18 protein-coding genes are annotated in these 20,419 nt (G+C 68.8%); 6 read left to right on the top strand and 12 right to left on the bottom strand.

The genetic code is table 11. The features are described from left to right. Positions 1-204 (top strand): hypothetical protein (locus ACFFGN_RS34900; RefSeq protein WP_380057148.1); only part of this gene is annotated, 204 nt, incomplete at its 5' end. Between the two features lie 415 nt (positions 205-619). On the opposite strand, the gene ACFFGN_RS34895 is transcribed toward ACFFGN_RS34900, so the two are convergent. The 4 genes from ACFFGN_RS34895 to ACFFGN_RS34880 all read right to left on the bottom strand — a co-directional run bounded on the left by ACFFGN_RS34895 (position 620) and on the right by ACFFGN_RS34880 (position 5,812). Beyond that, positions 620-1,930 carry a M16 family metallopeptidase gene (locus tag ACFFGN_RS34895; RefSeq protein ID WP_380057145.1) on the bottom strand — a complete coding sequence of 437 codons (1,311 nt, stop codon included), beginning with the start codon at positions 1,928-1,930 and terminating at the stop codon, positions 620-622. Further along, complete coding sequence (locus tag ACFFGN_RS34890) at positions 1,927-4,155, bottom strand: polyribonucleotide nucleotidyltransferase (RefSeq protein ID WP_380057157.1); 2,229 nt, start codon at positions 4,153-4,155, stop codon at positions 1,927-1,929. The genes ACFFGN_RS34895 and ACFFGN_RS34890 overlap by 4 nt, the downstream gene beginning before the upstream one ends. A 276-nt stretch (positions 4,156-4,431) precedes the next feature. Beyond that, positions 4,432-4,704 carry a 30S ribosomal protein S15 gene (rpsO, locus tag ACFFGN_RS34885; protein ID WP_328994948.1) on the bottom strand — a complete coding sequence of 91 codons (273 nt, stop codon included), beginning with the start codon at positions 4,702-4,704 and terminating at the stop codon, positions 4,432-4,434. A 148-nt stretch (positions 4,705-4,852) separates the two neighbouring features. Then, complete coding sequence (locus ACFFGN_RS34880) at positions 4,853-5,812, bottom strand: bifunctional riboflavin kinase/FAD synthetase (protein ID WP_380057141.1); 960 nt, start codon at positions 5,810-5,812, stop codon at positions 4,853-4,855. Between the two features lie 130 nt (positions 5,813-5,942). On the opposite strand from ACFFGN_RS34880, the gene ACFFGN_RS34875 reads away from it, so the two are divergent. Continuing rightward, positions 5,943-6,968, top strand: coding sequence for an SGNH/GDSL hydrolase family protein (locus tag ACFFGN_RS34875; RefSeq protein ID WP_380057138.1), 1,026 nt, complete (start codon positions 5,943-5,945; stop codon positions 6,966-6,968). A gap of 283 nt (positions 6,969-7,251) precedes the next feature. Here the strand turns inward: ACFFGN_RS34875 and ACFFGN_RS34870 are convergent, their stop codons facing one another. The 8 genes from ACFFGN_RS34870 to rimP form a co-directional block, all read right to left on the bottom strand. Further along, the gene (locus ACFFGN_RS34870; RefSeq protein WP_380057136.1) at positions 7,252-8,142 is read right to left on the bottom strand and encodes an NAD-dependent protein deacetylase; all 891 of its coding nucleotides are present in this window, start codon (positions 8,140-8,142) and stop codon (positions 7,252-7,254) included. A gap of 382 nt (positions 8,143-8,524) precedes the next feature. After that, positions 8,525-9,382 (bottom strand): LLM class flavin-dependent oxidoreductase, encoded by an 858-nt coding sequence (locus ACFFGN_RS34865; protein WP_380057133.1) that lies wholly within the window; start codon positions 9,380-9,382, stop codon positions 8,525-8,527. 438 nt (positions 9,383-9,820) lie between these two features. Beyond that, positions 9,821-10,834 carry a tRNA pseudouridine(55) synthase TruB gene (gene truB / locus ACFFGN_RS34860; protein WP_380057131.1) on the bottom strand — a complete coding sequence of 338 codons (1,014 nt, stop codon included), beginning with the start codon at positions 10,832-10,834 and terminating at the stop codon, positions 9,821-9,823. Beyond that, positions 10,818-11,252, bottom strand: coding sequence for a 30S ribosome-binding factor RbfA (gene rbfA, locus ACFFGN_RS34855; RefSeq protein ID WP_380057128.1), 435 nt, complete (start codon positions 11,250-11,252; stop codon positions 10,818-10,820). Before rbfA ends, truB begins: the two co-directional genes overlap by 17 nt. A 96-nt stretch (positions 11,253-11,348) precedes the next feature. After that, positions 11,349-14,480 (bottom strand): translation initiation factor IF-2, encoded by a 3,132-nt coding sequence (infB, locus tag ACFFGN_RS34850; RefSeq protein WP_380057125.1) that lies wholly within the window; start codon positions 14,478-14,480, stop codon positions 11,349-11,351. 113 nt (positions 14,481-14,593) lie between these two features. Then, entirely contained in the window at positions 14,594-14,881 is a 288-nt protein-coding gene (locus ACFFGN_RS34845) for a YlxR family protein (RefSeq protein WP_380057154.1), read from the bottom strand. Between the two features lie 85 nt (positions 14,882-14,966). Next, positions 14,967-15,959 carry a transcription termination factor NusA gene (gene nusA / locus ACFFGN_RS34840; protein WP_380057122.1) on the bottom strand — a complete coding sequence of 331 codons (993 nt, stop codon included), beginning with the start codon at positions 15,957-15,959 and terminating at the stop codon, positions 14,967-14,969. Positions 15,960-15,961: 2 nt separating this feature from the next. Then, positions 15,962-16,489 (bottom strand): ribosome maturation factor RimP, encoded by a 528-nt coding sequence (gene rimP / locus ACFFGN_RS34835; RefSeq protein WP_380057119.1) that lies wholly within the window; start codon positions 16,487-16,489, stop codon positions 15,962-15,964. A gap of 111 nt (positions 16,490-16,600) precedes the next feature. Between rimP and ACFFGN_RS34830 the strand changes: the two genes are divergently transcribed. The 4 genes from ACFFGN_RS34830 to ACFFGN_RS34815 all read left to right on the top strand — a co-directional run bounded on the left by ACFFGN_RS34830 (position 16,601) and on the right by ACFFGN_RS34815 (position 20,415). Further along, on the top strand, positions 16,601-17,182 hold the full coding sequence (locus ACFFGN_RS34830) for a cell division protein FtsK (protein WP_380057117.1): 582 nt from the start codon (positions 16,601-16,603) through the stop codon (positions 17,180-17,182). Further along, positions 17,179-17,586, top strand: coding sequence for a ferritin-like domain-containing protein (locus ACFFGN_RS34825; protein WP_380057114.1), 408 nt, complete (start codon positions 17,179-17,181; stop codon positions 17,584-17,586). The genes ACFFGN_RS34830 and ACFFGN_RS34825 overlap by 4 nt, the downstream gene beginning before the upstream one ends. A 1,133-nt stretch (positions 17,587-18,719) precedes the next feature. Then, positions 18,720-19,064, top strand: a complete 345-nt coding sequence (locus ACFFGN_RS34820) for a cupin domain-containing protein (RefSeq protein ID WP_380057111.1) — start codon at positions 18,720-18,722, stop codon at positions 19,062-19,064. After that, positions 19,057-20,415 carry a class I tRNA ligase family protein gene (locus ACFFGN_RS34815; RefSeq protein WP_380057108.1) on the top strand — a complete coding sequence of 453 codons (1,359 nt, stop codon included), beginning with the start codon at positions 19,057-19,059 and terminating at the stop codon, positions 20,413-20,415. The genes ACFFGN_RS34820 and ACFFGN_RS34815 overlap by 8 nt, the downstream gene beginning before the upstream one ends. Positions 20,416-20,419 lie beyond the last annotated feature (4 nt).

Here is a 20,419-nt window from a genome sequence, read left to right as displayed (position 1 = left end):
CACGTCTCCACGCCACGCGTCACCGAGATCTCGTCGTACACCACTCTGCTGGACTCAACTGCTGGGCTCGCGCGGCGCGGCGTGGCGCGGCATCGTGCTGGGTCGCGTGGCGCGGCGTGGCATCGTGCTGGGTCGCGTGGCGTGGCGGCGTTGTCACGGTCGCTGCACGAGGTGGAGCCCGGGGCAGGTCGAGGTCGACGCTAAATCAACGTGGACGCGGCAGCCGGGATGGCCACGAGACCCCGCTACCCAGTTTTTGTGCGACTACCCGGCTGCAACCGGGTAGCCGCACCACAACTCGGTAGTGGGCACACCAAAACCCGGTAGCCGCCCTACAACCCGGTAGCCGGCCGCGGTTCGCGGCGTACCGGGAGCCGAACCCGCGACCTACGGCCAACAGATCGGGCGAAAAACGCGGCGACAGACGGGGTAGCCCACGGGATCGGGATCGGGATCGGGTGGCACGTGCGGATGTCCTCGCTCCGCGGACGCGCGACGGGTCCGTTGCGACGAGTGGACGCGTTTGCCGCTCGTCCGCTACCTGTCACGTGCAGGCAGGCTCGCAGCGGCAAACGCGTCCACTCGTCGCAAAAGACGGTGGGGCGGTACGGCGAAGGGCCTAGAGGGTGAAGGCGGAGTCGTTGTCGAAGGGGCCCATGACGGTTAGGGCAGGCTTGCCGGCGTAGAGCTCGGCGGCCAGGGCGGTGACGTCGTCCAGGGTGACCTCGTCGATGCGGCGGAGGATCTCGTCCACCGTCGGCAGTTCGCCGTACACCAGTTCGGCCTTGGCGATGCGGGTCATCTTGGCGCCGGTGTCCTCGAGCCCCATCACCACCGAGCCACGCATCTGACCCTTGCCCCGCAGCAACTCGTCCGGTGTGACGCCCTTGGTCGCGACGGTCTCGAGCTCCGCACGAATGACGTCGAGCACCTCGGGCGCCTTCTTGGGCAGACAGCCCGCGTAGACCCCGACCATGCCCGCGTCCGCGTAGGCCGAGCCGAAGCTGAAGACGGAGTACGCCAGACCGCGCTTCTCCCGGACCTCCTGGAACAAGCGCGACGACATCCCGCCGCCGACGATGCCGTGCAGCACGCCCGCGACGTACCGCCGCTCGTCGGTACGGACCAGACCTGGCAGTCCGAGGACCAGGTGCGCCTGTTCGACGTCGCGATGGTGGACCTGCACTCCGCCGTACGTCGCGACCTGGCGGTTGCCCGCCGTACGAAGGGGTGCGGGCTCCGCGTCCTCGGTGACCCAGTGGCGTTCGAAGGCCTTGCGCACCAGTCGTACGACGCTCGCGTGGTCGACGTTGCCGGCCACGGAGACGACGATGTTCGACGGCTTGTAGCGGCGGCGGTACCACCCGGCGACCTGGGCACGGGACAGTCCGGCCACGGACTCGGGCGAACCGGTGATGGAACGGCCCAGGGACGAACCGGCCCAGAGCTGTTCGGCGAAGAGATCGTGGATGTGGTCCGACGTTTCGTCGGCGTGCATCGCGATCTCCTCGTCGATGACGCCACGCTCGGACTCGACATCGGCCGTGGTGAGCGTGGCCGAGGTGATCATGTCGCAGATGACGTCGACCGCGAGCGGCAGATCGGTGTCGAGCACCCGCGCGTAGTAGCAGGTGTACTCCTTGCCGGTGAAGGCGTTCATCTCGCCACCGACGGCGTCCAGCGACGCGGAGATCTCCAGGGCGTCCCGGCGGGTGGTGCCCTTGAAGAGCAGGTGCTCGAGGAAGTGGGTCGCGCCCGCGAGCGAGTCAGGCTCGTCGCGGGAACCGACCCCGACCCAGACGCCGAAGCTCACGCTACGGAAGCCGGGGACGGACTGGGAAAGCACGCGGAGCCCGGAGGGCAGGACGGTCCGTGTGACGGGACCGCCCTCCTCCGGGCTCAGCAACGTGCTGGTTTTGGCGCGAGTCACTCGGTGTCGTCGTCGGACGCCGCGTCAGCAGCGTCATCGGACTTCGCGTCCTCGTCCAGAACCGGGATCAGCGACAACTTGCCGCGGTCGTCGATCTCGGCGATCTCGACCTGGAGCTTCTGACCGACGGAGAGAATGTCCTCCACGGCCTCCACTCGCTTGCCACCGGCCAGGCCGCGCAGCTTCGAGATGTGCAGCAGACCGTCCTTGCCCGGCAGCAGGCTGATGAACGCGCCGAAGTTGGTCGTCTTCACGACCGTGCCCAGGTAGCGCTCGCCCTTCTCCGGCATGGTCGGGTTGGCGATCGAGTTGATCATCACCCGGGCGGCCTCGGCCGACGGGCCGTTGGTCGCACCGATGTAAACCGTGCCGTCGTCCTCGATCGAGATGTCGGCGCCGGTCTCGTCGGTGATCTGGTTGATCATCTTGCCCTTCGGGCCGATGACCTCTCCGATCTTGTCCACAGGGACCTTGACCGAAATGACCCGCGGCGCGAACTCGCTCATCTCACCCGGCGCGTCGATGGCCTTGGCCATCACGTCCAGGATCGTCAGGCGGGCTTCCTTGGCCTGGGTCAGCGCACCGGCCAGCACGCTGGCCGGAATGCCGTCGAGCTTCGTGTCCAGCTGCAGAGCCGTGACGAAGTCCTTGGTACCGGCGACCTTGAAGTCCATGTCACCGAACGCGTCCTCGGCACCGAGGATGTCGGTGAGCGCGACGTACTCGGTCTCGCCGTTGACCTCACCGGAGATGAGGCCCATCGCGATACCGGCGACGGGCGCCTTCAGCGGCACACCGGCGGAGAGCAGCGACAGCGTCGAGGCGCAGACCGAGCCCATCGAGGTGGAGCCGTTCGACCCGAGGGCCTCGGACACCTGACGCAGCGCGTACGGGAAGTCCTCACGCGAGGGCAGCACGGGCACCAGGGCCCGCTCGGCCAGCGCGCCGTGACCGATCTCGCGGCGCTTCGGCGAACCGACCCGGCCGGTCTCACCGGTCGAGTAGGGCGGGAAGTTGTAGTTGTGCATGTAGCGCTTGCGCGTCTCCGGGGAGAGCGTGTCGAGCTGCTGCTCCATCCGGAGCATGTTCAGCGTGGTGACACCCAGGATCTGGGTCTCGCCGCGCTCGAACAGCGCCGAGCCGTGCACGCGGGGCAGCACCTTGACCTGCGCCTTGAGCGGCCGGATGTCGGCCAGACCACGGCCGTCCATGCGGACCTTGTCGGTCAGCACGCGCTGGCGAACCAGCTTCTTGGTGAGCGAGCGGAACGCTGCGGACAGCTCCTTCTCGCGACCCTCGAAGCCCTCGGCCAGCTGGCTGACGACGGCGGCCTTGACGGCCTCGATGGCGTCTTCACGGTCGTGCTTACCGGTGATCGCGAGCGCCTGGACGAGCTCGTCGGTCGCGGCCGTCTCGACCGCGGCGAAAGCGTCGTCGGCGTAGTCGGGGAAGACCGGGAACTCGCCGGTCGGCTTGGAGGCCTTCGCCGCCAGCTCCGACTGCGCGTCGATCAGGGTCTTGATGAAGCCCTTGGCGGCCTCGAGGCCCTCGGCGACGACCTCTTCGGTCGGCGCCTGCTTGCCGGCGGCAACGGCGTCGAAGGTGCCCGAGGTGGACTCGGCCTCGACCATCATGATCGCGACCTCACCGGCGTCGGTGACGCGGCCGGCGACCACCATGTCGAAGACGGCGTCCTCGAGCTCGGTGTGCGTCGGGAACGCGACCCACTGGGTGTCGATCAGGGCGACGCGGGTGGCGCCGATCGGGCCCGAGAACGGCAGCCCGGCGATCTGGGTGGACATCGACGCGGCGTTGATGGCCAGGACGTCGTACAGCTTGTCCGGGTTCAGCGCGAGCACGGTGATGACGACCTGGATCTCGTTACGCAGGCCGGACACGAACGACGGCCGCAGCGGGCGGTCGATCAGGCGGCAGGTCAGGATGGCCTCCTCGGAAGGACGGCCCTCCCGGCGGAAGAACGAGCCCGGGATCCGGCCGGCGGCGTACATCCGCTCTTCGACGTCCACCGTCAGCGGGAAGAAGTCGAACTGGTCCTTGGGCTTCTTGCTGGCCGTCGTCGCCGACAGCAGCATGGTGTCGCCGTCAAGGTAGGCGGCGGCCGAACCGGCGGCCTGCTGAGCCAGCCGGCCGGTCTCGAAACGAATGGTGCGGGTACCGAACTTTCCGTTGTCCAGAACGGCTTCGGTGAATTCTGCGCCCTCCATGGGCGCGGTGGTTCCCGTCACGGGATACCCCTCTCTCGCATGCGTTGGACGACCACGAGGCGCGAGCTCTGGGATTCCGGAGCTTTTCTTGAGGGGTGCCGGTCTTCGATCGAGGCCCGCGGGCCCTGTTGCCAGGTCGTCCCGAAGGCCACTACCGAGGACCGGTCGTACTCCCGTCACGCACCGCGTCGTCCCGTTGTCGTCTTGCTTATTCAGTTGTGGGTCATGATGCGGGAGGAGCGGCCACCCGAACGCCGGGGGCCGCTCCTCACCAGGTCATCGGCGAAGGCCGAGCCGCTCGATCAAGGACCGGTAGCGGTTGATGTCCTTCTTCGCCAGGTAGTTCAGCAGCCGGCGGCGCTGGCCGACCAGCAGGAGCAGGCCACGACGGCTGTGGTGGTCGTGCTTGTGCTCCTTCAGGTGCTCGGTGAGGTCCGCGATGCGGTGGGTCAGCAGCGCGACCTGAACCTCGGGGGACCCGGTGTCACCCTCGGTCAGGGCGTACTCACCGATGATCTTCTTCTTCGCAGCAGCGTCAACTGATGACACGCGAGTTCCTCTCGATTTCGTTGCGCGGCGCACCGGGGCTTAGGTCACCCGGGCACTCTCGATCCGCGGCCGTTCAGACGGCAACAGCCAGCGTATCAGTGGGCGGACAGCACAACCCAATCGGGGCTACCGCTCGTGACGCCTCGGGCTACGACGAGAGAACCGTGCGGGCGCCGTCGACGTCGGCCTTCATCTGGACCAGCAGTTCGTCGATCGACTCGAACTTGATCTGACTGCCGCGCAACCGGGTGACGAAGTCCACCGCGATCTTCGAGCCGTACAACTCGAGGTCGTCGCGGTCCAGCACGTACGACTCGACGCGCCGGTCGACGCCGTCGAAGGTCGGGTTCGACCCGACGCTGATCGCGGCCGGCAGAGGCTCGTCGTACACCGGAGCGCCAGGCGCGGGCTCGAGCACCGTCAGCCAGCCGGCGTACACGCCGTCGAGCGGAATGGCCGCGTCGGCCGCCGCCGGGATGTTCGCCGTCGGGTAGCCGAGTTCGCGGCCGCGCTTGTCGCCTTCGATGACCACGCCGGTGACCCGCAGCGGGCGGCCGAGCGCTTCGGCGGCGGCCTCGACATCACCTTCGGCGATCTTGCCCCGGATGTACGTCGACGACCAGGGCTGCTCCGCGCCGGCGAGCGCGAGGCCCTCGACCTCGAAACCCTTCGTCGCGCCGGCCTCGACCAGCGTGTCCACGTGCCCGGCGGCCTTGTGCCCGAAGCGGAAGTTCTCCCCCACCACGACGGCCTTCGCCTTGAGCGCGCCGACCAGGACCCGGTCGATGAACTCCTCCGGCGACCAGGCGGCGACCTCGCGATCGAACGGCAGGACCAGCACCGCGTCGGCTCCCGCCTTCGCGAGCAGTTCGGCCCGCTCGGCCGGTTCCGTGATGGTGGCTGGTCCGTGACCGGGCCGCAGGACCTGCATCGGGTGCGGGTGGAACGTCATGGCGACCACGGGCAGCCCGCCACGCGCCTCGGCCTGCGACCGGGCGTGCGCGAGCACCTCCTGGTGTCCCCGATGAACCCCGTCGAAGTTGCCGATGGTGACGACAGAGGGGCCGAAGTCCGGACCCACCTCGTCCAGGCTGTGCCAGACAAGCATGAAGCAAGGATTCCATGCCACCCCGGCGAGCCGCTGACCAGGATCGCCTAACCGACTATTGTCACTTGTTGTAGTCGCCCGGCTACCGAGTTTCGCCCGGCCGGACGTCCCAGCCCTTCCGGAGGTCTTCGTGAACGTGCGCCGTGTCCTCTCCGTCTTCCTGGGCCTCACCGCCGTGGCGGCCTTCGCCGCTCCAGGTCCGGTGACCGCCGCAGCCACCGACTCCTACCCCGAGAACCCCTACAGCGAGTACGTCGCCCTGGGCGATTCGTACAGCTCGGCGCCGCTGGTGCCGATCGTCGACCTGCTCTCGCTGGGCTGCCTTCGTTCGGGCAGCAACTACCCGAAGCAGCTGGCCGAGTTCCTGGACGTCGACACCTTCCGCGACGTGACGTGCGGTGGCGCCGACACCACCCACATGACCAACTGGCAGAAGACGCCGCTCGGCATCTTCCCGCCGCAGTTCAGCGCGTTGACCGCCGAGACGGACCTCGTCACGGTTGGCATCGGCGGCAACGACTTCGGCGTGTTCGGCACGATCATCGGGACCTGCCCGGGCCTGCGGGCGTCGGACCCGACCGGTGATCCGTGCCGCCGGCACTTCAACTCGACCGGCGTGGATACGCTCAAGGCCAGCATCGACAAGACCCAGGCCCGGATCACGACCGTCGTGAAGGGCATCAAGGCCCGGTCGCCGCAGGCCAAGATCATGCTGATCGGCTATCCGAAGATCGCGCCCGAGACCGGGACCTGCCCGACGATCCTGCCGTTCGCGGATGGCGACTACCGCTATCTGTATGCGATCGAGGAATACCTCAACGCGGCAGTGGCAAAGGCCGCGGCAGCCGGCGGAGCGACGTACGTCGACACCTTCGGCCCCTCCACCGGCCACGACGCCTGCGCGCCCGACGGCCAGGCGTGGATCCAGGGCCAGGACACCGACCTGTTCCGCGCGGCCAGCTACCACCCGCGCTACGAGGGCCAGGCCGCGGTAGCCGAACTGACCTTCGCGAGCGTGGTCGGCGACATCCCGATCCTCGACGCCGCCAAGCAGGCCACCTGGGCCACCAAAGCCCGCCACCTCCGCACCAAGGCGACCCAACTAGCCCAAACCAACCCCAGCTACCGCAACACCCTCAACAAGGCTGCACGCTGAGGCCGGGGCGCGAGTGATTCGTCCTCCGGTCCTCCGGGAGTAGCGACGATGGGGCTGGATTTGACCGCCTGACCGCCGGTAACCGGCGGTTGCCCGCCGCGGTAGCGGGTCGAATCCAGCCCCATCGACGCAGCACGGACAGTGGCCCCGCCCGGCTCGGGCCTACCGGCGCTGGGGCCGCAGGTGACCACCAAGGCCGGAACCAGTCGCGTGGTCCGCGTGGCCTAAGCCCTGCGTCGATTCGCCTGGCTTCGACCCGCTGAACGCTTCACCGGAGCCAGGATCACCCGAGCAGAGCGATCAACTCCCCCAATGCCGCTCCCAAGGGCCGATCGACCCGCGCGGTCGCGTGCACATCCCCGCGAGTCTCGCCCTGGTTGATGATCAGCACCGGCTTCCCGGCCTTCGCGGCATACCGGACGAACCGGAACCCCGACATCACCGTCAACGACGACCCGAGCACCAGCAAGGCATTGCCTTCATCGACCAGCCGATAGCACCGCTCCACCCGCGGCTTCGGCACGTTCTCCCCGAAGAACACCACGTCCGGCTTGAGCAGGTCCGACCCACACGCCTCACACGGCACCAACCGGAACCCCGCGACCGCCTCCGCCGACAGATCGACGTCACCGTCGGGATTGATCCGCGTCGCCTCAGCCTGGAACGACGGGTTGGCCGCCTGCAGCCGACGATGCAACTCGATCCGCGCGGTAGTGGCCTTGCACCGCAGGCAAATCACCCGATCGAGACTGCCGTGCAACTCGATCACGTCGCGAGCGCCCGCCGCCTGGTGCAGCCCATCGACGTTCTGGGTGATGACGCCGCTGAGGTAATCCCGTGCCTGCAAGGCCGCAACCGCCCGGTGCCCGTCATTCGGATCGGCGCGCGCGATCGTCTGCCAACCGAGGTGGCTGCGCGCCCAGTACCGCTGGCGCCCCTCGGCCGTACCGACGAACTCGCCATACGTCATCGGCGTATGCCTGCGCAGACTTCCCGAAGCGCCGCGGTAATCCGGAATCCCCGACTCCGTCGACAACCCGGCCCCACTCAACACGACCACCCCACCGCCGCCCACCACCTCGGCGACACCGTCCACCTCGCGCACCGCATCCACCCGCGCCGTACCAGCCGCCACCTCCCCCGGCGACCAACTCAACGTAGGACGAGAACGCATACCCCAACCCTACGGACCCCGACCACCCCCAGCCCTCCGCCGCGCGCCGCCCACCCCGGCGTACGGCGACGCGGTCAAACCACGCCGCCGCGCTGTCCGGCGGCAGTCACCATCCGCCGACCCTCGCCGGTGCGGGCCCTGGGGGATCCAGTGGGCGAGGTCGTCCGCGGCTACACCCTCCCGAACGGGGCTGGTGCTGCGCGGCGCCGTCCGGCGAGGTGGGTTGGTGGTGGTCGCCACCACCCGCCCAAGCATCGGCCCGCCGGTTATCGCCGCCGCGCCGGTTGGGCGGGTGACGGCAGTGGTGCGTGGTCAGTTGGAGCGCGGTGGACGACGGCGGTGCGTGGTCAGTTGGAGCGCGGTGGACGACGGCGGTGCGTGGTCAGTTGGGGCGGGGTGGGCCGGCTTTGAGGCGGGCCTCGGCGGCGGGGCGGACGACGTCCGGGTCTAGTGAGGACCAATCGGCGTCGATCCACCAGGTGGCGCCGGCGTCGGCCCACTTGCGGACCTCGTCGGCGGCGGTCGGGTCGTCGGCCTTGGTGGTGCCTTCGGCAACGATGTCGTAGCCGTCCATGCCGAGGCCGTGCTTCGCCCGTTCGCGGCGGATCCACTCGACGCCGTCGGCCAGCACCTCCGGAGTCAGTGTGCCCTCCTTCTCGCCTGGCTCGGGACTGATGTGCGGCAGCCAGCCGTCCTGCAAGGCGGCGCGACGCATCGACTTCGGCGCGGGCCACGCACCAACGACCCAGGTCGGGATCCGCGGCTGCTGAACCGGCGCCGGTGGTGGCGGCGGGTCGAGCTCGTCGACCTTCCTGGACTTGAAGTACTTCCCGTTGAACTCGAACGGCTCCTCGCGCCACAGGTGCTGCAACATCTCCAGCGATTCGTCGTACATCTCCGCCCGCACCTTCCGGCCCGGATCGTCCTCGAACAGCCAGAACCGGTCCATCCCCGCCACCCCAAGCCCGGTCGCGAGAATCACCCGCCCGTTGCTCAGATTGTCGACCGTGGACGTCTGGCCCGCCACGTCCCACGGTTTTCGCCGCGGCAACGGCGTCAACATGGTGCCGAGCCTGATCCGCTCAGTCGTCATCGCCGCGGCGGCCAGCATCGCCCACGCGTCGAGACCCCAGATCGACTCCCAGACGAAGAACCCGTCCCAGCCATGCTCCTCGGCCAGGCTCGCCAGCTCCGCCGTCGTCCGCGCATCCCCATAAGGAAGAACAAACCCGTATCTCATGCCGCCGACGCTAAACCCCAGCACCGACACTTTCCGGCCCATCCCAGCGCCACTGTGGACTCCCGCTCTGCCCCACCAGGCCGTTCATCGATTCGAATCCGCCCTCCGCAACGGCATGGTGCCGGCCGCCCGGGCCGTCGAGCACGACCCGCCGTCCTATTCCGAGGGTCGGCCGTCGGAATGGGGGGTGGACGTGGCAGATCTCGCGGGTCCACCCCCTATTCCGACGGTCGACCCTCGGAATAGGACGGCGGCGACGGCAGGCGGAGGGCGAGTTGGCACCGATGAACGCGGATGCCGTGGGGCGCGGCTCGCCGCGGGGATGCGGCTCGCCATGGTGGGCCGGCTTCACCGGCGCAGCCCAGACGCGCCGACCCGGACGAACGGGCCCGGGCAGGGCCGGGCCGAACGAACGGGCCGGGCCGGGCCGGGTGGGGGTCAGATGGCGAAGACGGCGGTGGGTTTGGCGATGGGGCCGTGTTGTTCGTAGAGGGCTAGGAAGGTGCCGTCTGGGGCGAACATCGCCGTCAGACCCGCGTCGAGGCCCAGTCCGGTGAGCGGGCGGCCGGTACGGATGGCGGCTTCCTGCTCGGCGGTCGCGTCGTACCGGGTGAAGGTCGCGGCGGCTACCTCCGCGATGGGGGTCATCGCGAAGTCGTCCGCCAGTTCCTCCAGCGTGGAAGCGCCGGACAGGTCGAAGGGCCCGACTCGAGTACGGCGCAACGCGGTCAAGTGACCGCCCACGCCGAGATCGGTCCCGAGATCACGCGCGAGGGCCCGGATGTACGTACCGCTGGAACACGAAACCGTCACGTCCACATCCACGAACGGCCCAACCACCACGGGCTCGTCCTCGGCAACGCCTCCGCCTTTGCCCTCGGCAACGACCACGGCATCATCCGCGCCGACGACCATGGCTTCGACAGCAGGAACCACCCGAATATCGCGGACGACGTACTCGCTGATGGTGACCTGGCGGGCTTTGAGCGCGACCTCTTCGCCGGCGCGGACGCGTTCGTAGGCCCGGCGGCCGTCGACCTTGATCGCGGAGACCTTGGACGGGATCTGCGAGATCTCGCCACGGTACGCCGGAATGGCGGCCTCGATCGCCTCGGTCGTGAGCGCCTCCACCGAACCAGCCGGGGCCACGTCCACGACGGGGCCTTCGGCGTCGTCGGTGCTGGTCGTGGCGCCGAGGCGGATGGTGGCGTCGTACGACTTGTCGGCCAGTTGGAGATGGCCGAGCAGCCGGGTGGCGCGGTTGAGGCCGGCCACCAGTACGCCGGTCGCCATCGGGTCGAGCGTGCCCGCGTGACCGACCTTGCGGGTACCGGCGAGACGGCGGATCCGGGCCACCACCTGGTGGGAGGTCAAACCTTGCGGCTTGTCCACCACCACGATGCCGTCCTGCACTGCCGTCACGCCGGTCGCCCGGTCACTCGTCGTCGTCATCGTCCTCGCGGCGCTTGTACGGATCGGCGTCGCCGGCCGGCTTGGCGCCCGCGGCGGCCTTGGCCACCTCGGCGTCGGCGGCGCGGGCCTTGGCGAGCAGGTCCTCGATCTGACCGGCACTCTCCGGTACGGCGTCCAGGAAGAACGCCAGGCTCGGGCTATGCCGAAGGCCCAGCACCTTGCCCACCTCGGAGCGGATCATGCCGCGGGCCGACTCCAGCGCGGCGGCGGTCGACGCGCGGTCCTGCTCATCGCCGTAAACGGTGTAGAAAACGCTGGCCTCGCGGAGGTCTCCGGTCAGTCGCGCGTCGGTAATGGTGACGAATCCCAGTCGCGGATCCTTCACCCGGCGCTCCAGCAGCTCGGCCACCAGCACCTGGATCCGATCGGCCAGTTGCTTCGCCCGTGCTTCACCCATCAGGGCTCACTCCCTCATTCATGAGTAACGTCCGGAGAGGCGGGCGGACCCGCCTCTCCGGACGTTACCTGGTCAGAAACCGGCTACAACGGACGGTCAGGTCCGCGGCTTCTCCCGCAGCTCGAACGCCTCGACGACATCGCCCAGCTTGATGTCGTTGAAGTTGTTCACGGTCAGACCACACTCGAAGCCCTCGCGGACCTCGGAGGCGTCGTCCTTGAACCGCTTGAGCGACGACAGGTCACCGTTCTCGACGACAACCGCGCCGTCCCGGATGAGCCGCACCTTCGCGTTGCGCTTGATGACGCCGCTGGTGACCCAGCAACCCGCGATGTTTCCGACCTTGGAGGAGCGGAAGATCTCGCGGATCTCGGCGGTACCGAGCTTGACCTCTTCGTAGATCGGCTTGAGCATGCCCTTCAGAGCAGCCTCGATGTCGTCGATCGCCGAGTAGATGACCGAGTAGTACCGGACATCGACACCCTCGCGCTCGGCCAGATCCCCGGCCTTGCCCGCCGGCCGCACGTTGAAGCCGATGATGACGGCGTTCGACGCGATGGCCAGGTTGATGTCGTTCTCGTTGATCGCACCGACGCCGCGGTCGATGATGCGCAGGTTGACCTCGTCGCCGACCTCGATCCGCACCAGGGCGTCCTCGAGCGCTTCCACCGAACCGGACACGTCGCCCTTGAGGATGAGCAGCAGTTCCTGCGTCTCGCCCTTCTCCATGGAGGCCATGAAGTCCTCGAGCGTACGGCGCACGCGGCGCTTGGCGTTGCTGGCCGCACGGGCCCGCGCCTCACGCTTCTCGGCGATCTGGCGAGCCATCCGGTCGTCGTCGACAACCAGGAAGTTGTCGCCGGCACCCGGAACCCCGGACAGACCCTGCACCAGGACCGGCCGCGAAGGCAGTGCCTCGGTGACGTTGTTGCCGTGCTCGTCGAGCATTGCCCGGACCCGGCCGTACGCCGGACCCGCGACCATCGAGTCGCCGACCCGCAGCGTGCCGCGCTGAACCAGCACGGTCGCGACCGGACCGCGGCCCTTGTCGAGGTGCGCCTCGATCGCCAGACCCTGCGCCGGCTGGTCCGGGTTGGCCCGGAGATCCAGCGAAGCGTCGGCGGTGAGGATGACACCTTCGAGCAGGCCGTCGATGTTGAGCCGGGCCTTCGCGGAGACGTCGATGAACATGGTGTCACCGCCGTACTCCTCGGGGACCAGGCCGTACTCGGTGAGCTGACCGCGCACCTTGGCCGGGTCGGCGTTCGGTACGTCGATCTTGTTCACCGCGACCACGATCGGCACGTTCGCCGCGCGAGCGTGGTTCAGCGCCTCGATCGTCTGCGGCATCACGCCGTCGTCGGCCGCGACCACCAGGATGACGATGTCGGTGGCCTGCGCACCACGAGCACGCATGGCGGTGAACGCCTCGTGACCCGGGGTGTCGACGAAGGTGATGGCGCGCTCGGTGCCGTCGACCTCGGTGGTGACCTGGTAGGCACCGATGTGCTGCGTGATGCCACCGGCCTCCTTGGCGACCACGTTCGCGTGCCGGATCGCGTCCAGCAGCTTGGTCTTACCGTGGTCGACGTGACCCATCACGGTCACGACCGGCGGACGGGCGGCCAGATCGTCGTCGCCGCCGTCGTTGGCGCCGAAGTCGATGCTGAACGACTCGAGCAGCTCACGGTCCTCGTCCTCGGGCGAAACGACCTGAACGTCGTAGTTCAGCTCGGTGCCGAGCACCTGCAGGGTCTCCTCGTTGACCGACTCGGTCGCGGTGACCATCTCGCCCAGGTGGAACAACACCTGGACCAGGGCCGCGGGATCGATACCGACCTTCTCGGCGAAGTCCGTCAGCGACGAGCCACGAGCGAGCTTGATGACCTCACCGTCGCCGTGCTTGACGCGCACGCCGCCGACGGCGGGAGCCTGCATGTTGTCGAATTCCTGGCGCTTGGCGCGCTTCGACTTACGGCCACGACGGGCCGGACCGCCCGGACGCCCGAAGGCACCCTGCGTTCCGCCCCGGCCCCGGTTACCCGGGCCCGGACGACCGCCACCGCCACCACCGGGGGGACCGCTGGGGCCACCACCGCCGGGACGGAAGCCACCGCCACCGCCACCGCCGCCACCCGGACGGCCGCCGGGACCACCGGCACCGCCACCAGGACGGCCACCGGGTCCACCACGACCGCCACCGGGGCCTCCGCCCGGACCGGACGGACGGCCGGTGAAGGTACCGGCGCTGGACTTCGGCATCATCGCCGGGTTCGGCCGGGGCGCGCCAGGCACACCACCGGACGGACGCGGCCGGTCGGACTGACCGCCACGGGCCGCGGGCGGCCGGGGCGCGCCGGGCACGCCACCGGGAGCGCCGCTGCCGGCCGGAGCCGGACGGTCGCCACGGTCGCGCTCACCGGACGGGCCGGGACGGGCGCCACCGCGCTGCATGCCCTGAGTCGAGCTGAAGGGGTTGTTACCCGGGCGAGGAGCACCCGGACGGGGACCCGAACCCGGACCACCCTGACCACCGGGACGCGGGGCGCCACCGGGACGAGGTGCACCCGGACGCGGCGCGCCACCCGACGCACCCGGACGCGGGGACGGCGGAGCGGCCGGGCGATCGGCCGCGGCGGGACGCTCAGTGCGCTCCGGGCGGTCGGCCGGACGCTCAGTGCGCTCGGGAGCGGGCTTCGGGCTGGCCGGAGCGGCAGGTGCCGCCGGCGCGGCCGGAGCAGCGGGAGCAGGCGTGGCAGCGGCGGCCGGGGCCTCCGGCTGCGCGACCGGCTCGGGCTTGCGCGGGCCTGGCTTCGGGCCCGGACGCGGACCCGGCTTGATGCCCGGCGTCGCCGGCGCGGCCGGAGCGGCAGGGGTCTCGAAAACCGGCGCGGCAGGCGTTTCCGCCACCGGAGCCGGGGTCTGCGCCACCGGAGCCGCCTCAGCGGCCGGAGCGGTGGTTTCCGGCGCCGCGGGGGCAGCCGGCTTCGGCGCCGCGGGGGCGCTCGTGGTCTCACTGGAACTGGGGGCGGCCTTCTTCGCCGCAGCCCGCTTCTTGGTGGCCGGCGGGTTCTTCTCGAACTCCTCCGCCAGCCGCCGGACGACGGGTGCCTCGATCGTCGAGGACGCCGACCGGACGAACTCACCCATGTCGTTCAGCCTGGTCAGTACGACCTTGCTGGTAACGCCGAGCTCTTTTGCGAGCTCGTAGACTCGGACCTTTGCCACTACTCTCCCTCTGGTCCGAGCCTGATGCCCGGACCGCTAGTAGACGTGCTTGCTCATCGCATAACACTCATCGTTCGACACTCATCGAGTGGTCATGAGTCGATGACCCGCCTTCATGTCTTCGCGGTGGTAACCGCGGGCGGCCGGGCGGCCGCACTTGTACTGCGCTGGATCTCACGCTGTTCGACGAAGTCCCGCACGAGCTGGACGTCCAGCGGGCCGGGGACCTTGAAGGCCCTTGGCCACGCTTTCCGCCGCTCGGCGAGGTCGAGACACTCGGTCACCGGGTGCAGATGCGCCCCGCGGCCTGGTGCCTGATGGTGCTCGTCCGGAAGAACCACTCCTCCGGTGACCACCATCCGCAGCAGGTTGGCCGGACTGTCCCGTTTCCGGCACCCCACACACGTCCGCTCGGGACGCGCGTTTGTACTCACGTTGTCTTGAGTCCTCAGGGTGTCGGGACGGCTCAGTCGGCCGACCGATAACTCAGTCTACCGGTTCGTCGCCACGAGTCACATCCGTATCCGGCCGGATGTCGATTCGCCAGCCGGTCAGGCGGGCGGCGAGGCGGGCATTCTGCCCTTCCTTGCCGATCGCGAGCGACAGCTGGTAGTCGGGCACGATGACGCGTGCCGCGCGTGCGGCGGCGTCGACGACCTCGACAGAGGCAACCTGCGCGGGCGACAGCGCATTCCCGACAAACGTCGCCGGGTCGTCGCTGTGGTCGATGATGTCGATCTTCTCACCGTGCAGCTCGTGCATGATGTTGCGCACGCGCTGGCCCATCGGGCCGATGCACGCACCCTTGGCGTTGACCGAGGGATGCGTGGTGCGAACCGCGATCTTGGTGCGGTGACCGGCCTCGCGGGCGATGGCGGTGATCTCGACGGTGCCGTCGGCGATCTCCGGCACCTCGAGCGCGAACAGCTTCTTGATCAGGTTCGGGTGCGTTCGCGACACGGTGATCTGCGGGCCCTTGAAGCCCTTGCGCACACCGACCACGTAGACCCGGACCCGGGAGCCGTGCTCGTACTTCTCCCCCGGCACCTGCTCCGGCACCGGCAGCACGGCCTCGATCTTGCCCAGGTCGACCATCACCGAGCGCGGGTCGCGACCCTGCTGAATGACACCGGAGACGATGTCGCCTTCCTTCTTGGCGAATTCGCCGTACCGCATGTCGTCCTCGGCGTCGCGCAGCCGCTGCAGGATGATCTGCTTCGCCGTGGTGGCGGCGATCCGGCCGAAGTCGGCCGGGGTGTCCTCCCACTCGCGGGCGACGGTGCCGTCCTCGGCCAGTTCCTGGGCGAAGACCATCACGTGCCCGGTCTTGCGGTCCAGCTCGGCCCGCGCGTGCGACGACGCGCCCTCGCTCTTGTGGTACGCCACCAGCAGCGCCTGTTCGATGGCCTCGACGACCACGTCGAAGGCGATGTCCTTCTCGCGTTCCAGGGAACGCAGTACCGCCATATCGATGTCCATGATCAGTCCTCCTCCACGCCGTCTTCGTCGGCCGTCTCGCCCGCGCCGGCGGGTCGGTTGAACTCGATCTGGATTTTCGCCTTCTCCACGTCGGCGTAGGCCACAGTCCGGATCTGGCCGGCTGCGTCGGTGACCTCCACCTCGGCGGATTCCTCCGCGGCCGCGACGATGCGGCCCTTCACCTTGCCGCCGTCCAGCAGGGACACGGCGACCAGGCGGCTCACGTTGCGGCGCCAGTGCCGGGGCAGCGTCAGCGGCCGGTCGACGCCAGGGCTGGACACCTCCAGCGTGTAGGCGCTACTGCCCATCACGGACTCGTCGGCATCCAGCGCCTTCGAGATCGCCCGGGTGACATCGGCCACGTCATCGAGACTGATCCCGCCATCACGGTCCACCAGGACGCGCAACAACCGGCGCTTTCCGGCCGGTGTCACGTCGGCCGCCTCCAGATCACAGCCGAACTGCGCCACGATCGGCCGGAGGAAGGCTACGAGGCGCTCGTCGTCGATGTGGTCAGACTTCCGGCTCACTTGGGCGACCTGCCTCTCTCCACTTGTTTCACCCGTTGACTACCTGCCCGGCGTTGCCGCCGAGAGCAGTAGCCCACCCTATCGGTCCCGGGCCTGGGATAAGTTCAGGCCGTGCCGACGACCAGTTCCGATCATCCCGCGCGACCGCTCTCCCGCCGTACGGCGCTGGGCGGTGCCGCGCTCGCGGCCGGTACGGCGCTGCTGGTCGCGGCGTGTGACGACAGCCCGGAACCACCGGGCGGGGGCCAGCCCGGCGGCAAGGGCCGCAACCAGCCGACCACCGCGGCGCTGGATCCAGCGGTCGCGGCGGCGGTCTCCACGATCACGGGCCACCTCACTCAGCTCAGCGCGCGTTATGCCGCGGTGATCAAGCGTCATCCCGCGCTGGCGAGCAAACTGGCGTTCGCCACCAAGAACCACGCCACCCAGCTGGCAAAACTCAAAGCGATGAACGCGCCGGCCCCGTCAGCCACGACAGCACCGAAACCCCCGGGCATTCCGGCGACTCCGGCCGCGGCGATCAAGGACCTGGCCACCCGCGAGCAGGCGCTGGCCGTCGCGCACGCGACCACCGCGGCCGGCCTGACCGGTGAACCGGCCAGGCTGATCGCGTCCATCGCGGCCGGTGAGACCCAGCTGGCGCTTGCGCTCGGACCACTGGCCGCACAGCCGAAGGCGAAGGCGGACCGATGAGCGAGGTCGAGGCTCTGCAGGCCTGCCTGGCGGGCGAACACGCTGCCATCTATGCGATCGGCGTCGCGGGCGGACATCTCAAAGGTGCACGTTTCACCGCTGCCCGGGACCTTTACGAACGGCACGAGGTGCGCCGGGACCGGCTGATCGAACTGATCACCGCCGCCGGGGATAAACCGGCCCCGGCCGAACCGGCGTACGACCTGCCGTCGCAGGTCAACGGGCAGCCGCCCGCGATCGCGTTGATCCGGCTGGTCGAGCAACGCCTCGCCGTCGTGTACGGCGATCTGACGGCGGCGGCCGAGACCAAACCGACCCGCACCTTGGCGGTCCAGGCCGGTATCGCGGCAGCCCGCGAGCACATGCTCTGGGGTGGCAGCCCCGCCGCCATGCCGCTCGGCTGACCCAGGTCGCCTGATCAGGGATGCTCCTCTCGAAGCCGACCGGGGATTGGCGGGATCGTGGGTCGAGCATGACCGGCAGGGCCGCTGCGACGGGGCATGCGTCCTCACTCGCGAATCGGCGCGAGTGGTCGCGAGTGCCGCACGAGTGGTCGCGAGGGCGCGCATCCGTTCGCGGGCCAGGATTCTCGTGGTCACCCGTCCCCTGATGAGTCGCGAACTGTCAGGCCGAACCGGCCCGCGTCAAGGGTTGAGAATCGCCTGGCGGCGACGCTGGGCGCCCTGACCCGGGCCGCTTCCGGCCAAGTGCAGCGAGCTGCCAGGGGGACGCGTGAGGTCTGGCCGGTTGCCTCGAGGGGCCCGTACCCGGATGGCCGGTGGTGGCTCCGCGCCTGCGGACGAACGGGTGCCATCTCGCCTGTTCAGCGGGTCGGCCTTTGACATCGGGGGGCGACGTACCAAATCCGACGGGTCCACCCCCGAATCCGACGGTCGACGTACCGAATCCGACGATCGCCCCTCGAACAAGTCACCGCGACGCCACCCTTCACCCGAGACGGTCCACTGCCGAGTATTTGCGCGACTACCTGGCTGCAACCGGGTAGCCGGGCAAAAACTCGGTAGCGGGCACACCACAACCCGGTAGGCGCCCCACAAGCCGGTAGCCGAACCAGCGACCTACGGCCGACAGACCGGGCCAAAGACGGGGCAGCCCACGGGAACCGGGATCGGGCGGCAAGTGTGGATGTGCTCGCTGACCTCAGCTCATCACTGTTGTCGGGCTGACGCTGCGTAACCCCGGCCCGATCGGCCGATGAGGTAGTTCAGTTTCGAACACTCCGCGTCAGCACGTATTAGCTGCCCGGATTCGGTGGCCCTGAGTACCGGGTCAGCCACGTTATGCCACCGTAACGACAATTATCCGGCGAGGTTACGGGCTGAGAAAAATTCGTCGGGTGATTCCCTTTACTCGGACCGTCTCCTTCCCTATATTTCCGGTCAACGGTGGCTGGGGGGCTGCCGGACATTCATCGCCATGGGGGTGGTGATTCCAGCCGTATCGGCTGACCGATCTTCCTTGTATTTCCGCCACTTCTTGAGTCGCGCGCTGCGTTGACTACGGAGGGTAGTGAAGCATGCGTACATTCGATCTCGCGACCGGGTCGGACCAGTTCGTGAAAGACATTCGAGTGGTCCGCTGGGAGCAATACGAACTCGGCAAAGAATTGCCATTCCAGGCAATGTGGTACAGCGTTCCGCCGGGTTCGGAGAGCCCACTGGACCAGCATCCGGAGCTAGAGCTGTCCGTGGTCGTCGCCGGCACCGCGCACGTTTTGTCCGGCGAGAAGGTGCATGCCGTCGAACAGGGTTCGGCCTTCCTGCTGAGCAGTACCGAGACGCACATCGTGCAGAACCGGTCCACCGACGCGACGCTGACGATCTTCAGCGCGTACTGGATGCCCGGCCAGGGCGATGTCTGACGCCGGCCTGACGGATCCGGTCACCGTCATCACCTTTCCGCAGCCGACCGCCAACGGACCGCTGCACGTCGGCCATCTGTCCGGCCCGTACGTCGCGGCCGATCTCGCCGCGCGGGCGGCCCGGGCTCGCGGCGAACGCGTGTTCGTCAGCACTGGTCTCGACGTGCACCAGAACTACGTGCTGACCCGCGCCGAGAACGAAGGCACCGAGGTCGAGCCGATGATGACCGCCTTCCGGGCCGAGATCCAGCACACCTATCAGCTGGCCGGCATCGGGTACGACCACTTCTCAGATCCCTTGCAGGCGGACCATGCGGCTCGGATCGAGGGCATGTTGCGCGGCTTGGTCGACAGCGGCGCCGCGCCGTTGCGCGAGGTCACCCTGCACGCGTGCGCGGACTGCCATCGCACCTTGCACGAGTCGTACCTGACCGGGCTGTGCGGGCACTGCAAGGCCCCGGCCGGAGGTGGCGCGTGCGAGCAGTGCGGCTCCTTCACCCACGTCGCGACCATGGTCGATCCGGTCTGTGGCCGCTGCGGTGGCGAACCGCGTCCGTTCCAGGCCGTCGTACCGGTCTTGGCGATGGCCGACCACCGTGACGCGCTGGTCGATCTGTGGCTGCGGGCCGACCTGCCCCCGGCGGTCCGGGACCTGGTCACTCGCCAGCTGGCCGACGGCCTGCCCGAGGTACCGCTCGCCTATCCGACCAACTGGGGCATCGAGGGCACGGGATCACTGTCCGGCCTGCGGATCGGGCCCTATACCGAGATCGCGCTGACCGACCTGTGCGCCGTGGCCCGCGCGGTCGATCCGCATGCGTCGACATTGCCGGAGTTCGCCGCCGCGGCCGGCCGGGTAGACCGGTTGTGGCACTTCCTCGGCTTGGACAATGCATTCTGGTATGCCCTGTACTGGCCCGCGGTATGGGCCGCCGCCGGAGTTAATCCATTGCCCTTGTCGGGATTGGCGGTGAACGAGTTCTATACCCTGGACGGATCGAAGTTTTCGACCAGCCGAAACCATGCGGTCTGGGCAAACGAAATACTCACGGGTGAAGATCCGTCAATCGTGCGTTTGTTTTTGGCCTGGGATCGGCCCGATCGATATCAGAGTGATTTCACCTGGGCGGGCTTTGCCGCGTTCCGGGACCGGGTCGCGCCGCTGTTCGATCCGGAATTCGACGTTATCCGGCCGCTGGATCCGGTGGCGGCCGCAGCCGAACGCGCCCGCGGTGAGGCGGCGCTGGAGCTGTCCGGATTCGACCCGGCGCTGGCCGCGCGCTGCCTGCTGACCCTGCTCGAGGGTGGCGTCCGCGACGTCGGCACCCTGCGATGTCTCACGGGCGGCTAGCGCC

The organism is Kribbella deserti, assembly GCF_042434725.1.
GTDB classification, from domain to species: Bacteria; Actinomycetota; Actinomycetes; order Propionibacteriales; family Kribbellaceae; genus Kribbella; species Kribbella deserti.
This window is presented reverse-complemented; position numbering and strand designations above follow the sequence as displayed.